This window comes from Porticoccus sp., from assembly GCF_041592135.1.
Lineage (GTDB): Bacteria > Pseudomonadota > Gammaproteobacteria > Pseudomonadales > Porticoccaceae > Porticoccus.
This window is the reverse complement of the sequence record NZ_JBFHQR010000012.1, coordinates 13,600-34,769: the sequence shown is the minus strand read 5'-3', so window position 1 is coordinate 34,769 and position 21,170 is coordinate 13,600. Positions and strand designations below refer to the sequence as shown.

Here is a 21,170-nt window from a genome sequence, read left to right as displayed (position 1 = left end):
CGTCGCTGAAAGGGAAATGGGTGGTGTTGTTCTTCTATCCCCTGGATTTCACCTTTGTCTGTCCCTCGGAGCTGATCGCATTTGATCACCGCTATGCCGAGTTTCAGAATCGCGGCGTGGAAGTGATCGGTGTCTCCATTGACTCTGTCTTCACCCACAACGCCTGGCGCAATACCCCCGTTAACGAAGGCGGTATCGGTGCAGTCAAATACCCGCTGGTTGCTGATATGAAGCACGAGATCTGCAAGGCGTACGACGTGGAGTTTGACGCTGCCGGTGTGGCCTTCCGCGGTTCTTTTCTGATTGATGAAGACGGTGTTGTGCGCCACCAGGTGGTCAACGACCTGCCGCTGGGCCGCAATATCGATGAAATGCTGCGTATGGTTGACGCACTGAGTTTCCACCAGAGCCACGGCGAAGTGTGCCCGGCCGGTTGGAAAGAGGGTGACAAGGGTATGGACGCTTCTCCGAAAGGGGTTGCCGATTACCTGGCTGCCAACGCCGACGCCCTGTAAGGGGTTGTTCTTCAAAAAAACCGCAGGCTGTGCCCTGCGGTTTTTTTGTGTGCAGCGGTTCTGGAATTGAGGAGTGCGAGGGTGGATGAGGAGCGACTGGTTGATATCGAAATGAGGCTGGCTTTTCAGGAAGACACCATCGAGCGGCTGAATGATGTGATCTGCCGTCAGCAGGAGCTGCTGGATCGCCTGTTGGCGCGCTGTGACATGCTGGGTACCCGGGTGCGGGAGCTGGCGGACAAGTTGCCCGACGAGGGCGGCGGTGATGAAAGGCCGCCGCACTATTAGTTTGTACGTTGCGCAGGTAGTTTGCAGGTCGCGCAGGCAGTTGCCTGCAGGCATAAAAAAACGCGGCACCGGCCGCGTTTTTTTATGGTGACAGGGGTTTACTCGGATTTTGAGGTGATATCCGCCCCTATCAGTGCGGTCATGTTCAAAATACCCCGTCCCGACACGGATGGGATCAGGATGTGGGCCGGTTTGTCGAAGCCGAACAGGAAAGGGCCGACCAGTCGCGCATTGGTCAGGGAGCGCAGCAGGCCGAGGGTAATACTCGCCGCGTCCATGTTGGGCATGATCAGTACATTAGCGCGCCCCTGCAGGTTGGCATTCTGGTAGGTCTTGCCGCGCAGGGTCTCATTCATGGCAGACATGGCGTGCATTTCACCCTCGATCTGCACATCTGGGAACTGGTTGCGCAGTTGTTCTGCAGCCCGTTTCATCTTGTGGGCGGAATGGTCGTCATAGGTGCCGAAGTTGGAGTGGGACAGCAGCGCCACCTTGGGTTCAATGCCAAAACTTTTGACAAAGTTAATGGTGTTGAGGGTGGTGGCGACCACTTGCTCTTCCGTGGGGTCCACATTGACGAACGGGTCGGCCAGGAACAGCGGGCCATCTTCCATCAGCAGTACGCACACGGAGGACATTTGCGTGTGGCTGCTCTGGGGCAGGATGACTTTGATGTCCTTGAGGTGCTTGTCGAAACGGCCTACCTTGCCGCAGACAAAACCGTCTGCATCCCCCAGTGCCACCATGATGGCGGCCAGCACGGTGTTGTTGGTGCGCACGGCGTTTTGCGCTGCCTCAACGGAGACACCTGAGCGGCCTACACGCTGGTGGTAGAACTGCCAGTAGTTTTCGTGGTGGTCGCCTTCTTCGGGGTTGAAGATCTCAATATCAACGCCGGGCTGGATGCGCAGGCCCATTTCGGTGATTTTACGCTTGATGACAGTTGGACGACCGATCAGGATCGGTTTGGCCACTTTTTCATCCACTACGCCCTGCATGGCGCGCAGTACGTCGTCGTTCTCCCCTTCGGCATAGGCAATGCGCGACGGATTGCGGCGAGCCTGTTCGATCATCGGCTGCATAAACAGGCGGCTGCGGCTCACGTAGGAGTGCAGTTTGTTGCGGTAGGCTTCCATGTCTTCGATAGGGCGAGTGGCGACACCACTTTCCATGGCCGCTTTTACGACGGCAATGGGGACTTCTTCAATCAGGCGTGGGTCGAACGGTTTGGGGATCAGGTAATCGGGCCCAAACTTCAATACTTCGTCCGCGTAGGCTTCGGCGACGGCCTCGGAGGGTTCGCGGTGCACCAGGTCGGCGATGGCTTTCACGCAGGCCTGCTTCATGGCATCGTTGATCACCGTGGCGCCGCAGTCGAGGGCGCCGCGGAAGATGAACGGGAAGCACAGAACGTTGTTGACCTGGTTCGGGTAGTCGGAGCGGCCGGTGGCCAGAATGGCGTCCGGGCGCGCAGCCTTGGCGACTTCGGGCATGATTTCCGGGGTCGGGTTGGACATGGCCAGAATCAGCGGATTGGCGGCCATTTTCTTGACCATGTCGGCTTTCAGCACGCCGGGGCCGGACAGTCCCAGGAACAGGTCGGCACCGTCGATGGCATCGTCGAGGGTGCGATCTTCCGTCTCAACGGCATAGCTCTCTTTCCAGGGATTCATGCCTTCCTTGCGGCCGGCATAGATGACCCCGCTGCGGTCGATCATGCGGATATTGGCTTTTTGCAGGCCCATGCTGACCAGCAGGTCCACACAGGCAATACTGGCGGCGCCGGCACCGGTTACCACCAGTTTGATGTCCTCGATGTTCTTGTTGACCACCCGCAGGCCGTTGTAGACGGCGGCGGCGGAGACGATGGCGGTGCCGTGCTGGTCGTCGTGGAACACCGGGATGTTCATCCGCTCCCGCAGTTTGCGCTCCACCAGGAAGCACTCCGGCGCCTTGATGTCTTCCAGGTTGATGCCGCCAAAGGTGGGTTCCAGCGAGGCGATGGTGTCCACCAGTTTGTCCACATCGGTTTCGGCGATCTCGATATCAAACACATCGATGTTGGCGAACTTCTTGAACAGTACCGCCTTGCCCTCCATCACCGGCTTGGCCGCCAGCGGGCCGATGTCACCGAGACCGAGCACCGCCGTACCATTGGTAATCACCGCTACCAGATTGCCGCGGGCGGTGACGTTCGCCACTTCCGTCGGGTTTTTGACAATCGCTCCGCAGGCGTAAGCCACCCCGGGGGAATAGGCCTGGGACAGGTCCCGCTTGTTGGCCAGCGGCTTGGTGGGGCGGATTTCGATTTTTCCCGGAACGGGATGGGTGTGGTAGTAGAGGGCGCTTTCTTTAAATGAATCAGCCATTTCTTTCTCGGTTTAATGAATCAGTAATTATCTGGTCAGCTTGGCAGGGCGGCTATTCTAACGCCAATGGCGGCGTTATTACCATGCGAATTGCGGGCGCTGAGCGGGTCAAAAGGGTCTGTAGTATAGCTACAAAATATACGCTATTCAATATGGATGTTTTCGTTTAATTCCTTTTGTCTTAGATTGAAAATACGTATTTAAATGAATTTAATCGTTTAATAACAATATGTAGAGTTTATTTTGTGCGAATATTCTTTATCTAGTTTTTCTACATTTCGTGTGCATTTGTTGGCGTTCCTTATTGGGGCGCGGGGATCAAAATCTCCGTACCCCCGGTCGTTCGTGCGCCGGTGCTTGCCATTGATTTGTGGCTGTCCCGATAATGTCCTGGTCAGGATGAGAGAGTGAGATGATGAAACAGCGGGTGATTATTGTCGGTGCCAGTCATGCGGGAGCCCAGCTCGCTTCCAGTCTGCGCCAGGGTGGGTGGCAGGGTAACATCCTGATGATCGGGGATGAGCCCGGCGCCCCGTATCAGCGGCCGCCGCTGTCAAAGGGCTATCTCTCCGGCTGCGAGGATAGCGAGCACCTGTTGATCCGCCCGGCTGAAATGTATGCCCGGCACGGCGTTGAGTTGCTGTCTGGCCATTGTGTAAAGGTGGTGGATCGCGCGGCGAGGCAAGTCCTGCTGGAGAGTGGAAAGCGTTTCGATTATGACATGCTGGCGCTCTGTACCGGCGCCAGGGTGCGGCGGCTGGAAGTGCCCGGCGTGGACTTGCCCGGTGTGCACTACCTGCGAACCCTTGCCGATGTGGATGCTATTCGCGCCGGGTTGGCGCCGGGCTGTCGCGTGGTCATTGTCGGCGGTGGATATATCGGTCTGGAGTCGGCCGCGGCGCTGTGCAAACGGGGTGTCGAGGTGGCTGTGCTGGAGGTGCAGTCGCGGGTGTTGGCGCGGGTCACGGCGCCCCAGGTGTCGGCGTTTTACCAACGCATTCATGCCGAGGCAGGTGTCGTTATCCATACCAACTGGTCGGTGGCGGCCATTGAGGGCGAGGAGCGGGTGACGGCAGTGGTCGGTGCGGATGGGCGGCGGTTGCCGGCGGATATGGTAATTGTCGGTATCGGGGTGATGCCGAATGTGGAACTCGCCAGTCAGTGTGGCCTGAAAGTGGGTGACGGTATTTGGGTGGATGAGTTTGCCGCCACGGAAGACCCCGATATCTATGCGGCCGGGGATTGCACCAACCACCCCAATCGCTTGCTCGGGCGGCGGGTGCGGCTGGAGTCGGTGCCCAATGCCATGGAGCAGGCCAAATCGGCGGCGGCGAGTATCTGCGGGCGCCGCCAGTGTTACGACGCCTATCCCTGGTTCTGGTCCGACCAGTACGATCTGAAGTTGCAGATCGCCGGCTTGAGCGAGGGTTACGACAGGGTAGTGCTGCGCGGTGATGCAGACACCGGCCGCAGTTTTGTGGCCTGGTATCTGCGCGGCGATCGGCTGCTGGCGGCGGATTGCATCAATCGCCCCAAAGAGTTTATGGTGGCCAAGCAGTTGCTGGCCGGCGCGTTGCCGGTGTCTGTGGAGCGTCTGGCGGATGAATCTCTCGATCCGAAGCTGTTTTTAAAAACAGAGAAAAATTAAATAGTTGTAAGGAATATTTAATGCCAATTATTCATTATATCGAGCCGAATGGGGCGGAATATGAGATCGATGTGCCGGTGGGGCACACGGTGATGCAGGGTGCGGTGGACAACATGATCGACGGCATTCTGGCCGAGTGCGGCGGCGTGTGCAGTTGCGCTACCTGTCACTGCTATGTGGATGAGGCCTGGTTTGAGCGGGTCGGCGAGCCCCAGGGCGCTGAGAAAATGATGCTGGAAATGGTTGTCGCACCGGAGCCCACCAGCCGTCTTAGTTGCCAGATCAGGGTCGCTGAAGAGCTGGACGGCTTGGTGGTCAGACTGCCGTCTTCCCAGTACTGAATCCCGCCCGGGGCTGTTACAGCCCCTTGAACCACTCCTGGAAATACTTGCCCACATAGGGCAGTTCGCTTTTCTTGTCTGTGCAGGCGCCCACCAGGCTGATCAGCCAGGCGACCAGAATGACCACACCCCAAATCATTGCCAGACCGTTGTGCAGGGACATGAACAGGATATTCCCTGCAAAGCCGCAGAGCATGATGCCGAGGTATTGGCGAATGTAGTAGGACGCAAAACTGTCGCGGTTTTGCATGTTCAGGATCAGCGCAATGATCCAGCCGATCAGGGTGATGTGGGCGAGAATCGCCTTGCCTTTGCCGCTCATACTGTCTCTCCTTGGGGTGAAGTTGGCATTCGTTTGCCGGCGTTCGGGCGCACTCCGGTCAGCGCCAGCCGCCGAGATCTCTCCAGCGATTGACGATACCACAGAACAATTCAGCGGTCTTTTCCGCATCGTAGGCCGCCGAGTGCGCCTTGCCGTTGCTGAATTCTATTTCCGCTGCCTCGCAGGCCCTGGCCAGCACGGTTTGACCGTAGGCAAGCCCCGCCAGGGTGGCGGTGTCAAAGCAGGAGAAGGGGTGGAACGGGTTGCGCTTGATGTTGTTGCGCTCCGCGGCGGCATTGATGAAGCCGAGGTCGAAATGGGCGTTGTGGGCCACCATCACGGCACGGCTGCAATGGGCATCTTTTACGGCATTGCGGATGGGCTGAAACAGTTGCCGGAGCGCTTCATCTTCTTCCAGCGCCATGCGGTAGGGATCATCGATGTCGATGCCGGTGATATCCAGTGCCGCTTTTTCGATATTGGCGCCCTCAAAGGGGATCACGGCGTGGCAGATGGTTTCGAAAGGGGTGAGCAGGCCATCCTCGTCCATGGTGAGGGTCACCGCGGCCACTTCCAGCAGGGCGTCGGTGGCGGAGTTAAACCCCCCAGTCTCCACGTCGATGACCACCGGCAGAAAACCCCTGAAGCGGTAGGAAATAGGTGGATGTTCCATCAGAGCACCCGCCACTGGCGCAGTTCGCCGCCGCCCAATGGCGTGAGTGTGTCGCCGGCAAAGGGCAGCAGGGCCGGGCTCTGCCAGGGGGCTTTCTCCAGGGTGATGCTATCGGTATTGCGGGGCAGGCCGTAGAAGTCGGCGCCGAAATGGCTGGCGAAGCCTTCCAGTTTTGCCAGGGCGCCGGCTTGCTCGAACGCTTCGGCGTAAAATTCAATGGCGGCGTGGTTGGAATAGCAGCCGGCACAGCCGCAGGGGTTTTCCTTGCGGTGGGTGGCGTGGGGCGCCGAGTCGGTGCCGAGGAAGAATTTCGGGTTGCCGCTGGTGGCGGCGGCGACCAACGCCTGCTGGTGCTGCTGTCGTTTCAGGATGGGCAGGCAGTAGTAGTGGGGTTTGATCCCCCCGGCCAGCATCTGGTTGCGATTGAACAGTAGGTGCTGGGGGGTGAGGGTGGCCGCTACATTGGCCGGGGCCTCGCTGACAAACTGGACGCCCTCGCGGGTGGTGATGTGTTCCAGCACGATTTTCAGTCCGGGGAAGGCGGCGGTCAGTTTGCCGAGGTGGCGGTCGATAAATACCGCCTCGCGGTCAAAGATGTCGACCTCGGTGTCGGTCACCTCGCCGTGCAACAGCAGCGGCAATCCCTCCTGCTCCATGCGCGCCAGCACCGGGTAGATATTGGACAGTTCGGTGACGCCGGAGTCAGAGTTGGTGGTGGCGCCCGCCGGATAGTATTTGCACGCAAAGACCAAACCAGAGCGTTTGGCGCGGCTGATTTCTTGCGGGTCGGTATTGTCGGTGAGGTAGAGCACCATCAGCGGCTGCCACTGGTTGCCGGCGGGGCGCTGCTGCAGAATGCGCTCCCGGTAGGCCTGCGCCTGTGCGGTATTGAGTACCGGCGGCACCAGGTTGGGCATGACGATGGCGCGACCGAAATAGCGGGCGGCGTCGGGAACGGTGTAGGCGAGTATGTCCCCGTCACGCAGGTGCACATGCCAATCGTCGGGGCGAGTGATGGTCAATCGGGTCATGGGGCTACTTCGGCGGTAAATTAAAGGGTGAATGCTACCGGAATCCCGGGCGGCTTAACAGCGGAGGCGGTCTGCGGCAGTATTGCTGGCCAATCGCCGGGCCATTTGCTGTGAAACTGGCAGCCGAGCCATTAGAATAGCAGCCAATTTTCTTCCTTCCATTTTCCAACCAGGAGACATGTGGTGTCCGACATCAAAAAAGTAGTTCTCGCCTATTCCGGGGGGCTTGATACCTCGGTAATCGTTCGGTGGTTGCAGGAAACCTACCAGTGCGAAGTGGTGACCTTTACCGCGGATATCGGCCAGGGCGAAGAGGTTGAGCCGGCTCGCGCCAAGGCGGCGGGCCTGGGCGTCAAGGAAATTTATGTGGATGACCTGCGTGAAGAGTTCGTGCGGGATTACGTGTTCCCGATGTTTCGCGCCAATACCATCTACGAGGGTGAGTACCTGCTGGGCACCTCCATCGCGCGGCCGCTGATTGCCAAGCGCCTGATCGAAATCGCCAACGAGACCGGCGCCGATGCCATTTCCCACGGCGCCACCGGCAAGGGCAACGACCAGGTGCGCTTCGAGCTGGGCGCCTATGCCCTGAAACCCGGTATCAAGGTGATCGCGCCCTGGCGGGAATGGGATCTCACCTCCCGTGAAAAACTGATGGCCTACTGTGAGCAACACAGTATTCCGGTGGATTTCTCCAACAAGAAGAAAAAATCCCCGTATTCCATGGATGCCAACCTGCTGCACATTTCCTATGAGGGCGGCAATCTGGAAGATCCCTGGTGGGAACCGGAAGAAGATATGTGGCGCTGGAGTGTGGCGCCGGAAGCGGCCCCCGATCAGCCCACCTATCTGGAACTCACCTACGAGAAAGGCGATATCGTCGCCATCGACGATGAACCCATGTCCCCGGCCACCGTGCTGGCCCACCTCAACAAGCTGGGTGGCGCCAATGGCATCGGTCGGCTGGATCTGGTGGAGAACCGCTACGTCGGCATGAAGTCCCGCGGCTGCTACGAAACCCCCGGCGGCACCATCATGTTGCGCGCCCACCGCGCCATCGAGTCCCTGACCCTGGATCGGGAAGTGGCGCACCTGAAAGATGCATTAATGCCCAGATACGCAGAAATGGTCTATAACGGATACTGGTGGTCTCCAGAGCGCAAGTTGTTGCAGGGGATGATTGATGATAGCCAGCAGGTGGTGAATGGCAAGGTCAGGGTGAAGCTCTACAAGGGCAATGTCACCGTGGCGGGCCGCCAGTCCGAAGACAGCTTGTTTGACGAAAAAATCGCCACCTTTGAGGACGATGCCGGGGCCTACAACCAGAAGGATGCGGAGGGCTTTATCAAACTCAATGCACTGCGCCTGAGAATTGCGGCCAATAAAAACCGCCAGCTGGGATAGCCCACTGCCCGGTCACACTTGACACAAATCAATACCGGCGTCGGACAGCTAGGGAATAATACTGCTGGGGTAGATGTGGGGAGCATAAAACTCTACCCCCAGGCTCCAACTAAACGGACGAACTACGAGAAAATCCAATGAGTAGCAATGTCACGACTGCCGGTGACCAGCCGGTATACAACACCAAGGTGGTAAAGCAATTTGCCCTCATGACTGTGGTTTGGGGTATTGTCGGCATGCTGGTGGGCGTCATTATTGCCGCCGAGCTGGTGTGGCCCGATATCAGCCTCAATCTGCCCTGGTTCCACTTCGGTCGCCTGCGGCCACTGCACACCAATGCGGTGATCTTCGCCTTTGGTGGCTGCGCGCTGTTTGCCGCGGCCTATCATGTGGTGCAGCGAACATGCCAGGCATCGCTGTTTGGCGGCCCCCTGGCGGCCTTCACCTTTTGGGGTTGGCAGCTCATCATTGTCGCCGCGGCCATTACCCTGCCACTGGGAATGACCACCGCCAAGGAATATGCCGAGCTGGAATGGCCGATTGATATTGCGATTACCCTGGTATGGGTGTCCTTCGCAGTGGTGTTTTTTGGCACCATCATGAAACGCCGCAGCAAGCATATCTATGTGGCCAACTGGTTCTTCGGCGCCTTTATCATCACCATCGCGGTGTTGCACCTGGGCAACAGTGCTGCCATGCCGGTCACGGCGTCGAAATCCTATTCCGCCTATGCCGGCGCCATCGATGCCATGGTGCAGTGGTGGTACGGCCACAATGCGGTGGGCTTCTTCCTCACCGCGGGCTTCCTGGGCATGATGTACTACTTCGTGCCGAAACAGGCGGGCCGTCCGGTGTATTCCTACCGCCTGTCCATCGTGCACTTCTGGGCGCTGATTGCCGTCTACATCTGGGCGGGTCCCCACCACCTGATGTACTCCGCGCTGCCCGACTGGGCCCAGAGCCTGGGCATGGTGATGTCACTGATTCTGCTGGCACCCTCCTGGGGCGGCATGATCAACGGCATGATGACGCTCTCCGGTGCCTGGCACAAACTGCGCCACGACCCGACCTTGCGCTTCCTGGTGGTCTCCCTGTCCTTCTACGGCATGTCCACCTTTGAAGGGCCGATGATGTCCATCAAGACGGTGAATGCGCTGTCCCACAACACCGACTGGACCATCGGCCACGTGCATTCCGGTGCCCTGGGTTGGGTGGCCATGGTGTCCATCGGTATGCTCTACAACCTGATTCCGACGCTCTACAAGCGGACCCAGATGTATAGCGTCAGCCTGATTAACCTGCACTTCTGGATGTCCACCATCGGTACGGTGCTGTACATCGCTTCCATGTGGGTGAACGGTATTGCCCAGGGCTTGATGTGGCGCGCCTTCAACACCGACGGCACCTTGACCTACAGCTTTGCTGAATCCATCGAAGCCAGTTACCCCGGTTACTACGTGCGTTTGCTGGGTGGTCTGATCTTCCTCGGTGGCATGTTGATCATGGCATACAACGTCTGGCGGACCGTGCGTGGCGATGTTCAGGAGCAGGAAACTGCCTCTGCTCAAGTCCAGGCTGTGTGATTAGGGAGAGCAACTGTGAAACACGAGATTGTTGAAAAGAATATTGGCCTGATGATCGTGCTGATCGTCGTGGCGATCAGCTTCGGTGGCCTGGCCCAGATCATTCCCCTGTTTTGGCAGGCGGATACCACGGAACCCATCGAAGGCCTCAAGCCCCTCGGTGCTGTTGCCCTGGAAGGTCGCGATATTTACATCCGGGAAGGCTGCCATGTGTGCCACACCCAGATGGTTCGCCCGTTCCGCGCGGAGACCGAGCGCTATGGTCACTACTCCGTTGCCGGTGAACACGTCTACGAGCACCCCTTCCTGTGGGGCTCCAAGCGCACGGGTCCAGACCTGGCCCGGGTCGGTGCTCGCTACAGCGATGACTGGCAGCGTGCCCACCTCTATAACCCAAGGGATGTGGTCCCCGAATCCAACATGCCGGCTTTCCCCTGGCTGTTTGAGAACAAGGTGACCGGCAAGGATACCGCCGCCAAGATGGCAGCGCTTCGCACGGTCGGTGTGCCTTACACGGATGAGGACATCGCCAACGCCGCGAAGCCGTTTGTCAACGGTGATGTGAAAGAGATCGATGCGCTGGTGGTTTACCTGCAGCAGCTCGGCACCCTCCTGACGCAGAAACGCTAATGGACCAGGGAACATTACAGGGCATCGGTACCGTTCTGACACTGATTGCCTTTCTGGGTGTTTGCTGGTGGGCGTATAGCGGCCGCAACAAGAAAGGCTTTGAGGAGGCGTCAAAACTGCCATTTGCCGATGAGCAGTCACCATCTCGGGAAGATGAGCGGTCATCATCTCAGGAAGATGAGCAGCCGACATCTCAGCAAAAAGACAAATAGAGGTAGGACCTGATATGAGTACCTTCTGGAGTATCTGGATTATCTTCATGGTGGTGGTGACCATCGCGGGATGTACGTGGTTGCTGTTTGCCAACCGCAAGGTCGAAGTCACCAAGGAGACCGAAGAGGGGGAAGCCCCGAAAACCGGTCATGTCTACGACGGCATTGAGGAGTACGACAACCCGCTGCCGGGCTGGTGGTTCAAGATGTTTGTGGGCACGGTGATCTTCGCTATCGGTTACCTGGCGCTGTATCCGGGCTTCGGCAGCTATGCCGGGGTGCTGGGCTGGACCCAGGTGGGCCAGTGGCAGGAAGAGGTGGCCGAGGCGGAAGCCAAGTACGCGCCGCTCTACGCCCAGTACAGCAACACCCCGGTGGAAGAGCTGATCGCCAACCCGGATGCCATGAAAATGAGCCGCCGCCTGTTTAACAACAACTGTTCCGTATGTCACGGTTCCGACGGTCGCGGCAGCTACGGCTTCCCCAATCTGGCGGACAGTGACTGGCTCTATGGCGGCACCGCCGACGACATCAAAACCACCATCACCCACGGACGCCAGGGCGCCATGCCCGCCTGGGGTGCTGTGATGGGTGAAGAGGCGGTCGACAATGTGGCGGAATATGTATTCAAGCTCGGTGGTCGTGAGCACGACGAGGTCAAGGCCACCGCCGGTGCCCAGACCTTTGCCACCTATTGCACCGCCTGTCATGGTGCCGACGGCAAGGGCATGACCATGCTCGGTGCACCGAATCTGGCCGATGGCATCTGGTTGTACGGCGGTTCTCCGTCGCTGGTGCGTCACTCCATTCGCAACGGCCGGAACGGCAACATGCCGGCCCAGGCTGACAAACTGAAGGCGGAAAAGATCCATCTGTTGACTGCCTACGTTTACAACCTGTCCAAGAATCAGTAATCGACGAGGTAGTCGCCACAGGAGCGCGAAGCTGGCATGACTGAGAAAAACAAGCCCGGGGTGCAGTCCGGGGATGCGTCTCACGAAGAAGTCATCAAGGTTCTGGATTTATACCAGGCCCGGGAAAAAATTCAGACCCGTCAGCTTCCCGGTTTTTTCAGGAATCTGCAGCGCTGGACATGGTTGCCCATGATCGGCGCTTACTTCCTGCTTCCCTGGTTCAATCTGGACGGCCGCCAGGCCGTCTGGTTTGATCTGCCGGCGCGCCAGTTCCACGTATTCTGGATCACCTTCTGGCCCCAGGACTTTATGTTGCTGGCCTGGGCGTTGATTATCTCCGCCTTTGCCCTGTTTACGGTCACCGTACTGGTGGGCAGGGTATGGTGTGGCTTTTCCTGTCCGCAAACCGTCTGGACCATGATCTTCATGTACATTGAGGACTGGTGTGAAGGCGATCGCAACCAGCGCATCAAACTGGACAACTCCCCCTGGGATGGTAACAAGGTGCTGCGCCGCGGTGGCAAGTTCCTGCTCTGGGGGCTGGTGGCCTTTGTCACCGGATTGACCTTTGTGGGTTACTACAATCCGATCCGCGACCTGGTGCCGGAGCTGGTCACCTTCTCGGCCCATCCGGCCGCGGTGTTCTGGACTTTTTTCTTCACCGCCATGACCTTCATGAATGCCGGCTTCCTGCGGGAACAGGTGTGCAAGTACATGTGCCCCTACGCCCGGTTCCAGTCGGTGATGTTCGACCAGGACACCCTGATCGTCTCCTACGACGTGGAGCGCGGCGAACCGCGTGGTGCCCGCAAGAAAGGGGCGGATCACCGGGCTGAAGGCAAGGGTGATTGTGTCGACTGCTCCCTGTGCGTGCAGGTTTGCCCCACCGGTATCGATATCCGCAACGGCCTGCAGTACGAGTGTATTGACTGCGGCCTGTGTATCGATGCCTGTAATGCGGTGATGGACAAAATGGGCTACGACCCCGGCTTGATCCGCTTCACCACCGAACACGCCATGGAGCACGGTGAAACCCGCATCCTGCGCCCGCGCTTTATCGGTTACGCCCTGGTGTTGACGCTGATGGTGAGCGCCTTTGCCTATACCATCCTGACGCGCATGCCGCTCGGCGTCGACCTGATCCGCGACCGCAATGTGCTGTACCGGGAGAATGCCCAGGGGCTGACCGAAAACATCTATACCCTGAAAATCAATAACATGGACAACCGCAACCACAGCTATCGCATCCGTGTTGAAGGCGAATACCCGTTCCACTATCTCGGCAATACCGAGGTGAACGTGGCGGAGGGGGAGGTGCTGAGTATGCCGGTGCGGGTAGAGCTCGATCCCGGTCTGATGAAAAGCCCCAATGCCGACATCACCTTCATCGTCGAATCCGTGGATAGCCCGGCCATTCACGCCCTGGAGGAGAATCGCTTTATCGGTCCGCGCCTCAGGCGCTGATACCGTCGAGTTCCCCTCGAATATGTGTGGGCCTTCGGGGAATTGTGTATCCTTGTGCCCAGCTTCCCGCCGGAGAACGCGTGTCCCGGCGGGCCTTCCCAGACAGCCGTGAGGTAAGCGTTTTGCGTCAGTCCCGTCATATGGGTTCCCATGATCTGGACCAGCAGCCCTGGTATCGCCAGTTTTGGCCCTGGTTCCTGATCGCCTTGCCCGGTACCGTGGTGATCGCCAGCCTGGCGACGGTCTATATCGCCTTCAAGAATGCCGATACCCTGGTGGTGGACAGTTATTACCGCAAGGGACTGGCCATCAACCAGGTACTTGAACAGGATAAGCTGGCGGTCAGTCTGGGTTTGAGCGCCAAGATCAGGCTCGACGCGGAGAGCGGCGAACTGTTTGTCACCCTCAGCGGTACCGACACACCGCCGGAGCGGCTCACCCTGATGTTGCTGCACCCCACCGATCAGAGCCGTGACCGGGAATTGTTGATGGCCGCCATCACCGCCGGCCAGTATCGCACCGACCTCGACCAGCAACTGCTAAACCGCTATTACCTGCAGCTGTTTCCAGAGCCGGCGCGGGAGTGGCGACTGGTGGGTGAACTGGATTTTGCCTCAGCCCACCAGGTGACCCTGCCGGCCCAATGACGCCGATATCCTGTTACCACTGCGGCTTGCCGGTGCCCCCGGAAGCAAATTTCACCCTTGAGATTGATGGCCAGCCCCGGCCCATGTGCTGCCCGGGTTGTCTGGCCGTGGCCACCGCCATCTGCGATGGGGGGCTGGCGCGTTTTTACCAATACCGCACCGGCAACGCCGAGCGCCCCGAGGAAATCCGCGCCGATCTGCTGGCCGCCTACGATTTGCCGGATGTGCAGTGTGATTACCTCGAACAGCTGGATAATGGCGACCGGCAGATCCAGTTGCTGGTGGGGGGCATCAGTTGCAGCGCCTGCGCCTGGCTGATCGAAAAACATTTGCAAAAACTGCCGGGTATTTCCGGGGTGCAGGTCAATGTCACCAGTCATCGCGCCCTGGTCAGCTGGAATCCCGCCCTGCTCAAACTGAGTCGCCTGCTGGGGGCGTTGCAAGATATTGGTTACGACCCCCGCCCGGTGACCGACGAAGCGGTGCGGCAACTACGCGACCGGGAAAACCGCCGTTTTATGCAGCGGTTGGGGGTTGCGGGGCTGGGCATGATGCAGGCGGGCATGGTCGCCGTCGGCCTCTATGCCGGCGCCTTTCAGGATATGGACCCGGTCTGGCAAAACTACCTGCGCTGGGTCAGCCTAATCATCGCCTTGCCGGTGGTGTCTTTTTCCGCCTTCCCGTTCTACCAGGCGGCCTGGCGCAGCCTCAGGCAGCTCCATCTCTCCATGGATGTGCCGGTTTCCCTGGCGATTATCCTGGCCTTTTCGGCCAGCTGCTGGGCGACGCTGATGCGAACCGGAGAGGTCTATTTTGATTCGGTGTCCATGTTTACCTTCTTCATCCTGGTCGGTCGCTACCTGGAAATGCGCGTGCGCCACCGCAACGATATGCAGGCTGAAGCGCTGGGCCAGCTGTTGCCGGTTACAGCCTGTCGGCTGGATGGGGAGAGCGAGTTGAGGGTGCCGGTGAAGGCGCTGCAGACCGGTGATTTGATCCGCGTTTCCGCCGGAGACACCATCCCCTGCGATGGCGAAATCGAACGGGGGCGCAGCAGTGTGGTCGAGGCGGTACTCACCGGTGAACAACTGCCGGTTGGCAAGCGCATGGGCGACAGCGTCAGTGCCGGGACGGTGAACAGTGAAAATCCCCTGGTGATTCGCGTAGCGGCCGTGGGCAACCGCACCCGGCTGTCCGCGATTCTGCGCCTGGTGGAAAAGGCCCGCAGCGAAAAGCCGGTTCAGGTGGCGCTGGCGGATCAGCTGGCGGGCTATTTTGTCGGCGCGGTGTTGTTGATCGCCGTCGCGGTCGGGTGGTGGTGGTGGCAGCATCAACCTGAGCAAGCGCTGTGGGTGGTGTTGTCGGTACTGGTGGTGACCTGTCCCTGCGCCCTGTCCCTGGCCACGCCGGCGGCCATCGCGGTGGCCACCGGGGCATTGCGGCAGCGCGGTTTTTTGATCAGTCGCGGCCAGATATTGGATGTCCTGTCCAGGGTTGACCAACTGGTGTTCGATAAAACGGGTACCTTGACGCTGGGAAATATGCGTGTCGCTGCGGTAATTCCCCTGGCGGAACAGCAGGCACCGGAATTGTTAAGCCTCGCGGCGGCGTTTGAGGTCGGTTCCCGCCACCCCATTGCCAGGGCCTTTGAGGGCGTCAGGCCCAGTTGTGAGCTCAGCGATATTGATCAGCGGGTGGGTGCCGGCGTCTGTGCGCGGCGACAGGGCATGGCCTGTGCCATCGGCCAGCCCCATTTCGTGGCGGAGCAACTGGGGTTTGCCAATCCGCCCTTGCCGGCACTCGCACCCGGGCAGTTGCCGTTATTGCTGGGTGAAGGCACCAGACCCCTTGGCTGGATTCTGTTGCAGGACCAATTGCGGCCCGGTGCCCAGGATGCGGTGGCGCGCCTGCAGCAGCAGTCGGTAGAGGTGGTCCTGTTGAGCGGTGACCGCGCCGAGGCCGTCGCCGATATGGCGGCCAAACTGGGTATTCGCGAGGCCCATGGGGCATTGACACCCGGCGCAAAACTGGCCTGGGTGAACTGCAGCCAACGACTGGGTCGCCGGGTGGTGATGGTGGGGGATGGCATTAACGATGTCCCGGTACTGAGTGGTGCTGATGCGTCGGTGGCGCTGGGGGATGCCAGTGATTTTGCCCGCATTCACGCAGACAGCATTTTGCTCTCCGGCAACCTGTGTACCCTGCCTGATGCGGTCTCGCTGGCCCGGCGAACCCGCGTGGTGATCCTGCAGAATCTCGGCTGGGCGGTGTGTTATAACCTGTTGGCGCTGCCGCTGGCAGCCTGCGGTTTGGTTCCACCCTGGGCGGCGGCCATCGGTATGTCCACCAGCTCGCTGCTGGTGGTGGCGAATGCGTTGCGTCTCGGCCGCAACAAGCGGGCGGAACTCGCTGTTGGTGTCCCGGACCCCTGCGCGACAACCTGATTTTATTTTTCGATACTATCGATAGGTATTTGAATAATGGCCAGTTTATATCTTCTGATACCGGTTTCCCTGATCTTCTGCGCCCTGGCGGTGTGGATTTTTGTCTGGGCCGTGAACAACGGTCAGTACGACGATCTGGACGGCGATGCGGACCGCATTCTGTTTGAGGATGATGACGATCTTGCGCCTCAGGACAGCCAGGGCAGCGACAGCAACACAGCGGACCATAAACACAGGGAGCCGTAATCATGGTGGAGTCTGCGGAAATGTCGGTGCTGGCGATGTTGGTGATCGGCCTGATGGGGGCCGGCCACTGCGTCGGCATGTGCGGCGGCATTGTCGCCGCGCTGGGTTTTGCCGCCGACCAGAACAGCGCCCGCTGGCCGATCCTGTGCAGCTACAACCTGGGTCGCATCACCTCCTATGCTGTCGCCGGTGCCCTGGTGGGACTGCTGGGTTTGTTTGGCCGCGACTTCCTGTCCCTCGGTCCCTGGTTGCGAGCCTTGGCCGGCATCCTGTTGATCCTGATGGGGCTGTATCTGGCGGATTGGTGGCGGCTGCTCGGCTGGCTCGAAAGGGCGGGGCAACACCTGTGGCGGCGTCTCGAGCCACTGGGCAAGGGGCTGTTTCAGGTGCGCACGGTGGGTCGGGCATTCCTGTTTGGCATGATCTGGGGCTGGCTGCCCTGCGGTCTGGTTTACTCCGCGCTGGCCTTTGCCGCCGCGACCGCGGAACCCCTATCCGGCGCCCTGGCCATGGCGGCATTCGGCGTTGGCACCCTGCCCGCCATGCTGGCGGGCGGCGTATTTTCCAGCCAGTTGAAACGCTGGTTGCAGGGTCGGGTGCTCAGAACCGTCATGGCGCTGGTGCTGATACTGTTCGGGGGCTGGACCCTGTGGAGCGCGGTTGCCCATGCCCACCAGCATCCGGCCGCACCGGGCTCTGCCACGGAGGCCTCTGGCGATATGCACCAGCATATGCACCATTAACAATTCAGTTTTCTACGCCCCTTGGTTGACTTTGATCAAGTCATAGGTTTGACTTCAGAAGTATAAAAACTGCTACCAAGGGCTAAAAAAGCAGTTCCCGGGGTCAGCTGATTCTATTACACAACAAAAAACGGGGATGTTATGTTAGGTCATATTGTTGGGTTACTTTACGATCCACAGTCAGAGTGGAAGAAAATTGGTGCGCTGTCCGATGAAACCCTCAAGCGGATGAGCATTTACTTTATATTCCTTGCCATGTTGCCGGCTATCGGCTTTTACGTCGGAACCACCCAATTCGGCTGGACCATCATTGGCGATGAACCCACCCGTATTACGGAAGGCAGCGCCATCCCGCTGATGGTGTTGTTCTACGTTGCCCTGATGGGCGCACTGATCTTTATCGGCTGGATGATCGGCTGGATGTCCAAGACCTACCAGGCGGATTCCACCGCTTTCAAGGGCTTTGTGTTTATGGGGCTGTGTTGCACCCCGGTCTTTCTGGCGGGAATTTTCGCCGTCTATCCGATCTGGTGGCTGGATCTGCTGTTGGCGACCGCCGCCTGTGGTTACGCCATCCGCCTGATGTACCTGGGTATTCCCGATGTGATGCATGTGCCGGAAGATCAGGGTTTTCTCTATGCCAGTGCCGTCTTCGCCATGGCGCTGGTCTATGTGGTGGTGGTGCTGGTGGCCACCGTGCTGTTGTGGGAATACGTGGCGGCGCCGGTATTTACCAACTAGGTTGCAATTTTTGACGTATCGAAGCCGGGCTGTGCCCGGCTTTTTGTTGGTCCAAGGGGTTATCAATGACCTTAGCGATAGCAGCTATCGAAGAGAACACTGTATGGATTATGGCGGATACGAAATATACCTTCGATGAAATAAAGTCAGGCAAGAAACCTGTTTATGGGTTGAAAGTGTTTTTTCTTGATAAATATACGGCAATAGCTTATGCCACAGATGTCGCTGTAGAGATCGCTCACCAGAGAATTTATGATATCTATAGAAGGTTTGATTCGGCTAATTTCGGTGAACTAGTAGAACGCATCTATTGTGACTTTGATCAGGCGATTGACTTTATATTGGCTAGGTCAGGGGGTAGTCCTGCAATAGCAAAAATTAGTGATGGATATTATGCCATCGAGAATAATCAGGGGATTTATTGGGTAGGGAGCCAGGCTGCGGCCCAGTTTACTGTCACGTCCAATATTACTGGGTTTGGTGAGTTAAAAAATAGGCTGGATGAAATAATAACTGGGTCCTGTTTTCCTGAAGTAGGGGGGCATGCAGTAGCGGCCAAAGGTGACACTTGTGGGTTTAAGTTTATGCCTATTATGCAGCTTACTTCGCCTCTCTTAGCTTCAATTTCAAAAAGCTGGCAGCCAATCGATTTTGGCTCGGCGCAGACTGGAGGCTTCGGCTATACGACAGTTACGCCCAAAGATCCCGGAGTTAATGGTTGGGGGGTGTTCTATTTTCAGGGTTTTTATGGTGAGTATTGGCACGTAGACTTGCGACGAAATATTTTTGAACGACTAGTTGGAAAGGCTAGGGATGCATCCGCGTTCGCGGCTCAATTGGAAGCAGATATCGGCCATAACGTAGAAATTGTGGGCTCTCTGGGGTAGAACGCCAAATCTTTTTTCGTGGACAGCTGTTTAGTACAAGCTGGATTTATTGAGGTACGTTAGGAGGCTGTCATGCGTCTTTTACACACTATGTTGCGAGTGGGCAATCTGGACAATTCCATTGCATTTTATACCGATGTGCTGGGTATGCAGCTGCTGCGGCGCAAGGATTATCCAGAGGGACGCTTTACCCTGGCGTTTCTGGGTTATGGAGCGGAGTCGCAGAATACCGTGCTGGAACTGACCCATAACTGGGATACCGAACACTACGATTTGGGTGAGGGCTACGGCCATATCGCCATCGGTGTGGAGGATGTCTACGCGGCGTGCGACCGCATCCGCGCAGCGGGGGGCAGGGTAATTCGCGAGCCGGGTCCGATGCAACACGGTGCCACCGTGCTGGCGTTTGTGGCAGATCCCGACGGCTACAAGGTGGAGTTGCTGTCAGAAGGCTAAGTCCGCACGGCGACGGGGCATTTTCGCGGGGGATAGCAGCCCGCGGCGCCCCCGCCTCGGGCCTTAAAATTCGTATTCGATCAGCGCCCTCAGGGTATTGTTAGTGCTGCTCTTGTCCAGCCCGAACAGCATACCCAATTCCCAATGCAGTTTTTGCCTCCCCGCCATTCTGACCTCTCCCAGTAGCACCGGACCCAGCACCCTGGTTTTATCGCCGCTGTAGAATTCAATGGCCGGCTCGAGGGAGGGCGACAATCGGTATCGACCCTGCAAGCCCAGTGAGGATTCCAGTTCGTCGTTGGTGTCGGAGCCCCACTCGCTGGCGACCATAAAGTTGGCGGTGCCGCTCCAGCGTCCCCATTCCTTTTCCGCCAGTATCCCGGTGGTATATTCCCAGCTATCCTTATGGGCCGCTTTTTCAAGCTCAAACAGCATGCCCCAATCGGCCCAGTATTCGCCCTGCTCGGTAAGCTGCCATCGGGCCTCCAACTCGTATCCCTCGAGCTGAAACCCGCTGTGATCGGTGCGCTCGCCGGTCAGGTAGATTTCACCGAACCACCGGTCATTAATGGCCTGGCCGTAGGCAAATCGATGTAACTGGCGATTATCCAGCTGTTTGGGCTGCTCATCCTCGTAAACAGCCCGCCATTCAAGCTCCCGCTCCAGCGCGTAGACATAGGGATGGTAGATCTTGTCCACGGTGGTGCCGTCAGCCCTGACGGTGACAGTGGTGATCGCACAGCCGACCGCCAACAGGCAGCGACAGGCTAATCTGGATGATGGGCGCAATGGCATGCTCAATGGTTTGTTCCCGTTGAATAAGATTGGTCAGGAGGCTGTTGTGCGGCGGATGCGCCCAACGTGCCAGGCCAGTGCAACACTGAGGATGCCCGCGCCGTAGGCCAGCGCCTGCAGCAGCGATGGCGTCGCCTCGTAGCCGATCAATGCATAGAGCAAGTGACCGGTAATAGAGTTTTCCGGCAGCCAGCCGGAGCTGTCCCAAATTACCAGTGAATAGGGTAGCCAATCGGCCTGGATCAGCAACATCGCGGCCTGGGCCGCCATATTTCCGGCAATCATCGCCATCAGCAGCAGACAGCTGGGGACAACCCAGTGCCTGGGCAGGCCGAGCAAGCCGTAGTAGAGCAGGACACCCGCGCTGATGCCGATTCCCGCTCCGATTCCCGCTCCGGTGAGGGTGGGGCGGACGTGGGGCGGTTGACTGAGGGCGCCCTGGATATAGATAAAGACCTCGGAGCCTTCCCGGGTGAGGGCGCAGGCCACGCTCAGCACCATGCAGAGCGGCAGCCAGCGCAGGGTTGCGGGGCTGCCCAGGGTGTAGAGCAGGGTCAGCAGGGTCAATAGCAGGGTGATCGACAATTGCAGTGAGGCGTTGACCACTTCCTGCCCCACGTAGTCGAACCATTCTGAGACCGCCACCATGTTCAGCGATAACAGCAGTGCACCTGCGAAACCCAGGCACAGGGCGCCGCCCATCCAGTAGAGGCGCAGATTGTTGATGCGGCTAAAGGCCAGTAACAGGCTGACCAGCAGGGCGGCCTCGAGGATTTCCTGCAGTATCAGCACAACAGAACTTAGAAACATGCCGGGG

General features: G+C 58.6%; 23 protein-coding genes. 17 read left to right on the top strand and 6 right to left on the bottom strand.

Annotation, left to right across the window (positions count from 1 at the left end):
- Both ABY948_RS02515 and ABY948_RS02510 read left to right on the top strand, forming a co-directional pair.
- A partial coding sequence (locus ABY948_RS02515) for a redoxin domain-containing protein (RefSeq protein WP_461480933.1) occupies positions 1 to 515 on the top strand: 515 nt, incomplete at its 5' end.
- An 81-nt stretch (positions 516 to 596) separates the two neighbouring features.
- Positions 597 to 803: a SlyX family protein gene (locus tag ABY948_RS02510; RefSeq protein ID WP_461480932.1), complete on the top strand. Its 207-nt coding sequence runs from the start codon at positions 597 to 599 to the stop codon at positions 801 to 803.
- Between the two features lie 98 nt (positions 804 to 901).
- On the opposite strand, the gene ABY948_RS02505 is transcribed toward ABY948_RS02510, so the two are convergent.
- Positions 902 to 3,172, bottom strand: coding sequence for an NADP-dependent malic enzyme (locus ABY948_RS02505; protein WP_461480931.1), 2,271 nt, complete (start codon positions 3,170 to 3,172; stop codon positions 902 to 904).
- A 412-nt stretch (positions 3,173 to 3,584) separates the two neighbouring features.
- Here ABY948_RS02505 and ABY948_RS02500 point away from each other — a divergent pair, with 412 nt between their 5' ends.
- Both ABY948_RS02500 and ABY948_RS02495 read left to right on the top strand, forming a co-directional pair.
- Positions 3,585 to 4,820, top strand: a complete 1,236-nt coding sequence (locus ABY948_RS02500) for an NAD(P)/FAD-dependent oxidoreductase (RefSeq protein ID WP_461480930.1) — start codon at positions 3,585 to 3,587, stop codon at positions 4,818 to 4,820.
- Positions 4,821 to 4,840: 20 nt separating this feature from the next.
- The gene (locus ABY948_RS02495; protein ID WP_461480929.1) at positions 4,841 to 5,161 is read left to right on the top strand and encodes a 2Fe-2S iron-sulfur cluster-binding protein; all 321 of its coding nucleotides are present in this window, start codon (positions 4,841 to 4,843) and stop codon (positions 5,159 to 5,161) included.
- Positions 5,162 to 5,177: 16 nt separating this feature from the next.
- On the opposite strand, the gene ABY948_RS02490 is transcribed toward ABY948_RS02495, so the two are convergent.
- Genes ABY948_RS02490 through pyrC form a run of 3 tightly spaced genes read right to left on the bottom strand, consistent with a single transcriptional unit; the run spans position 5,178 to position 7,187 of the window.
- On the bottom strand, positions 5,178 to 5,483 hold the full coding sequence (locus ABY948_RS02490; protein ID WP_461480928.1) for a hypothetical protein: 306 nt from the start codon (positions 5,481 to 5,483) through the stop codon (positions 5,178 to 5,180).
- A 58-nt stretch (positions 5,484 to 5,541) separates the two neighbouring features.
- Positions 5,542 to 6,156 (bottom strand): ribonuclease T, encoded by a 615-nt coding sequence (gene rnt, locus ABY948_RS02485; RefSeq protein ID WP_461480927.1) that lies wholly within the window; start codon positions 6,154 to 6,156, stop codon positions 5,542 to 5,544.
- A complete protein-coding gene (gene pyrC, locus ABY948_RS02480) occupies positions 6,156 to 7,187 on the bottom strand; it encodes a dihydroorotase (RefSeq protein ID WP_461480926.1) in 1,032 nt (343 codons plus the stop codon). The genes rnt and pyrC overlap by 1 nt, the downstream gene beginning before the upstream one ends.
- Before the next feature lie 183 nt (positions 7,188 to 7,370).
- Between pyrC and ABY948_RS02475 the strand changes: the two genes are divergently transcribed.
- The 13 genes from ABY948_RS02475 to gloA all read left to right on the top strand — a co-directional run bounded on the left by ABY948_RS02475 (position 7,371) and on the right by gloA (position 19,558).
- Positions 7,371 to 8,591, top strand: coding sequence for an argininosuccinate synthase (locus tag ABY948_RS02475; protein WP_461480925.1), 1,221 nt, complete (start codon positions 7,371 to 7,373; stop codon positions 8,589 to 8,591).
- Positions 8,592 to 8,728: 137 nt separating this feature from the next.
- Positions 8,729 to 10,174 carry a cytochrome-c oxidase, cbb3-type subunit I gene (ccoN, locus tag ABY948_RS02470; protein WP_461480924.1) on the top strand — a complete coding sequence of 482 codons (1,446 nt, stop codon included), beginning with the start codon at positions 8,729 to 8,731 and terminating at the stop codon, positions 10,172 to 10,174.
- Positions 10,175 to 10,189: 15 nt separating this feature from the next.
- Positions 10,190 to 10,804, top strand: a complete 615-nt coding sequence (gene ccoO, locus ABY948_RS02465; protein WP_461480923.1) for a cytochrome-c oxidase, cbb3-type subunit II — start codon at positions 10,190 to 10,192, stop codon at positions 10,802 to 10,804.
- On the top strand, positions 10,804 to 11,016 hold the full coding sequence (locus ABY948_RS02460; RefSeq protein ID WP_461480922.1) for a cbb3-type cytochrome oxidase subunit 3: 213 nt from the start codon (positions 10,804 to 10,806) through the stop codon (positions 11,014 to 11,016). The genes ccoO and ABY948_RS02460 overlap by 1 nt, the downstream gene beginning before the upstream one ends.
- Before the next feature lie 14 nt (positions 11,017 to 11,030).
- Positions 11,031 to 11,930 carry a cytochrome-c oxidase, cbb3-type subunit III gene (ccoP, locus tag ABY948_RS02455; protein WP_461480921.1) on the top strand — a complete coding sequence of 300 codons (900 nt, stop codon included), beginning with the start codon at positions 11,031 to 11,033 and terminating at the stop codon, positions 11,928 to 11,930.
- A gap of 36 nt (positions 11,931 to 11,966) precedes the next feature.
- On the top strand, positions 11,967 to 13,394 hold the full coding sequence (ccoG, locus tag ABY948_RS02450; protein ID WP_461480920.1) for a cytochrome c oxidase accessory protein CcoG: 1,428 nt from the start codon (positions 11,967 to 11,969) through the stop codon (positions 13,392 to 13,394).
- A gap of 122 nt (positions 13,395 to 13,516) precedes the next feature.
- A complete protein-coding gene (locus ABY948_RS02445) occupies positions 13,517 to 14,041 on the top strand; it encodes a FixH family protein (protein ID WP_461480919.1) in 525 nt (174 codons plus the stop codon).
- Positions 14,038 to 16,485: a heavy metal translocating P-type ATPase gene (locus ABY948_RS02440; RefSeq protein WP_461480918.1), complete on the top strand. Its 2,448-nt coding sequence runs from the start codon at positions 14,038 to 14,040 to the stop codon at positions 16,483 to 16,485. Before ABY948_RS02445 ends, ABY948_RS02440 begins: the two co-directional genes overlap by 4 nt.
- Before the next feature lie 36 nt (positions 16,486 to 16,521).
- Complete coding sequence (gene ccoS, locus ABY948_RS02435) at positions 16,522 to 16,731, top strand: cbb3-type cytochrome oxidase assembly protein CcoS (protein WP_461480917.1); 210 nt, start codon at positions 16,522 to 16,524, stop codon at positions 16,729 to 16,731.
- A gap of 2 nt (positions 16,732 to 16,733) precedes the next feature.
- Positions 16,734 to 17,474: a sulfite exporter TauE/SafE family protein gene (locus ABY948_RS02430; RefSeq protein ID WP_461480916.1), complete on the top strand. Its 741-nt coding sequence runs from the start codon at positions 16,734 to 16,736 to the stop codon at positions 17,472 to 17,474.
- 141 nt (positions 17,475 to 17,615) lie between these two features.
- On the top strand, positions 17,616 to 18,215 hold the full coding sequence (locus ABY948_RS02425; protein WP_461480915.1) for a Yip1 family protein: 600 nt from the start codon (positions 17,616 to 17,618) through the stop codon (positions 18,213 to 18,215).
- Positions 18,216 to 18,280: 65 nt separating this feature from the next.
- Positions 18,281 to 19,102, top strand: a complete 822-nt coding sequence (locus ABY948_RS02420; protein WP_461480914.1) for a hypothetical protein — start codon at positions 18,281 to 18,283, stop codon at positions 19,100 to 19,102.
- 72 nt (positions 19,103 to 19,174) lie between these two features.
- A complete protein-coding gene (gene gloA / locus ABY948_RS02415; RefSeq protein WP_461480913.1) occupies positions 19,175 to 19,558 on the top strand; it encodes a lactoylglutathione lyase in 384 nt (127 codons plus the stop codon).
- A 63-nt stretch (positions 19,559 to 19,621) separates the two neighbouring features.
- Here gloA and ABY948_RS02410 read toward each other — a convergent pair whose 3' ends face one another.
- Both ABY948_RS02410 and ABY948_RS02405 read right to left on the bottom strand, forming a co-directional pair.
- Positions 19,622 to 20,353, bottom strand: a complete 732-nt coding sequence (locus ABY948_RS02410; RefSeq protein ID WP_461480935.1) for a hypothetical protein — start codon at positions 20,351 to 20,353, stop codon at positions 19,622 to 19,624.
- Positions 20,354 to 20,386: 33 nt separating this feature from the next.
- A complete protein-coding gene (locus tag ABY948_RS02405; RefSeq protein WP_461480912.1) occupies positions 20,387 to 21,163 on the bottom strand; it encodes an FTR1 family protein in 777 nt (258 codons plus the stop codon).
- Positions 21,164 to 21,170: the final 7 nt, after the last annotated feature.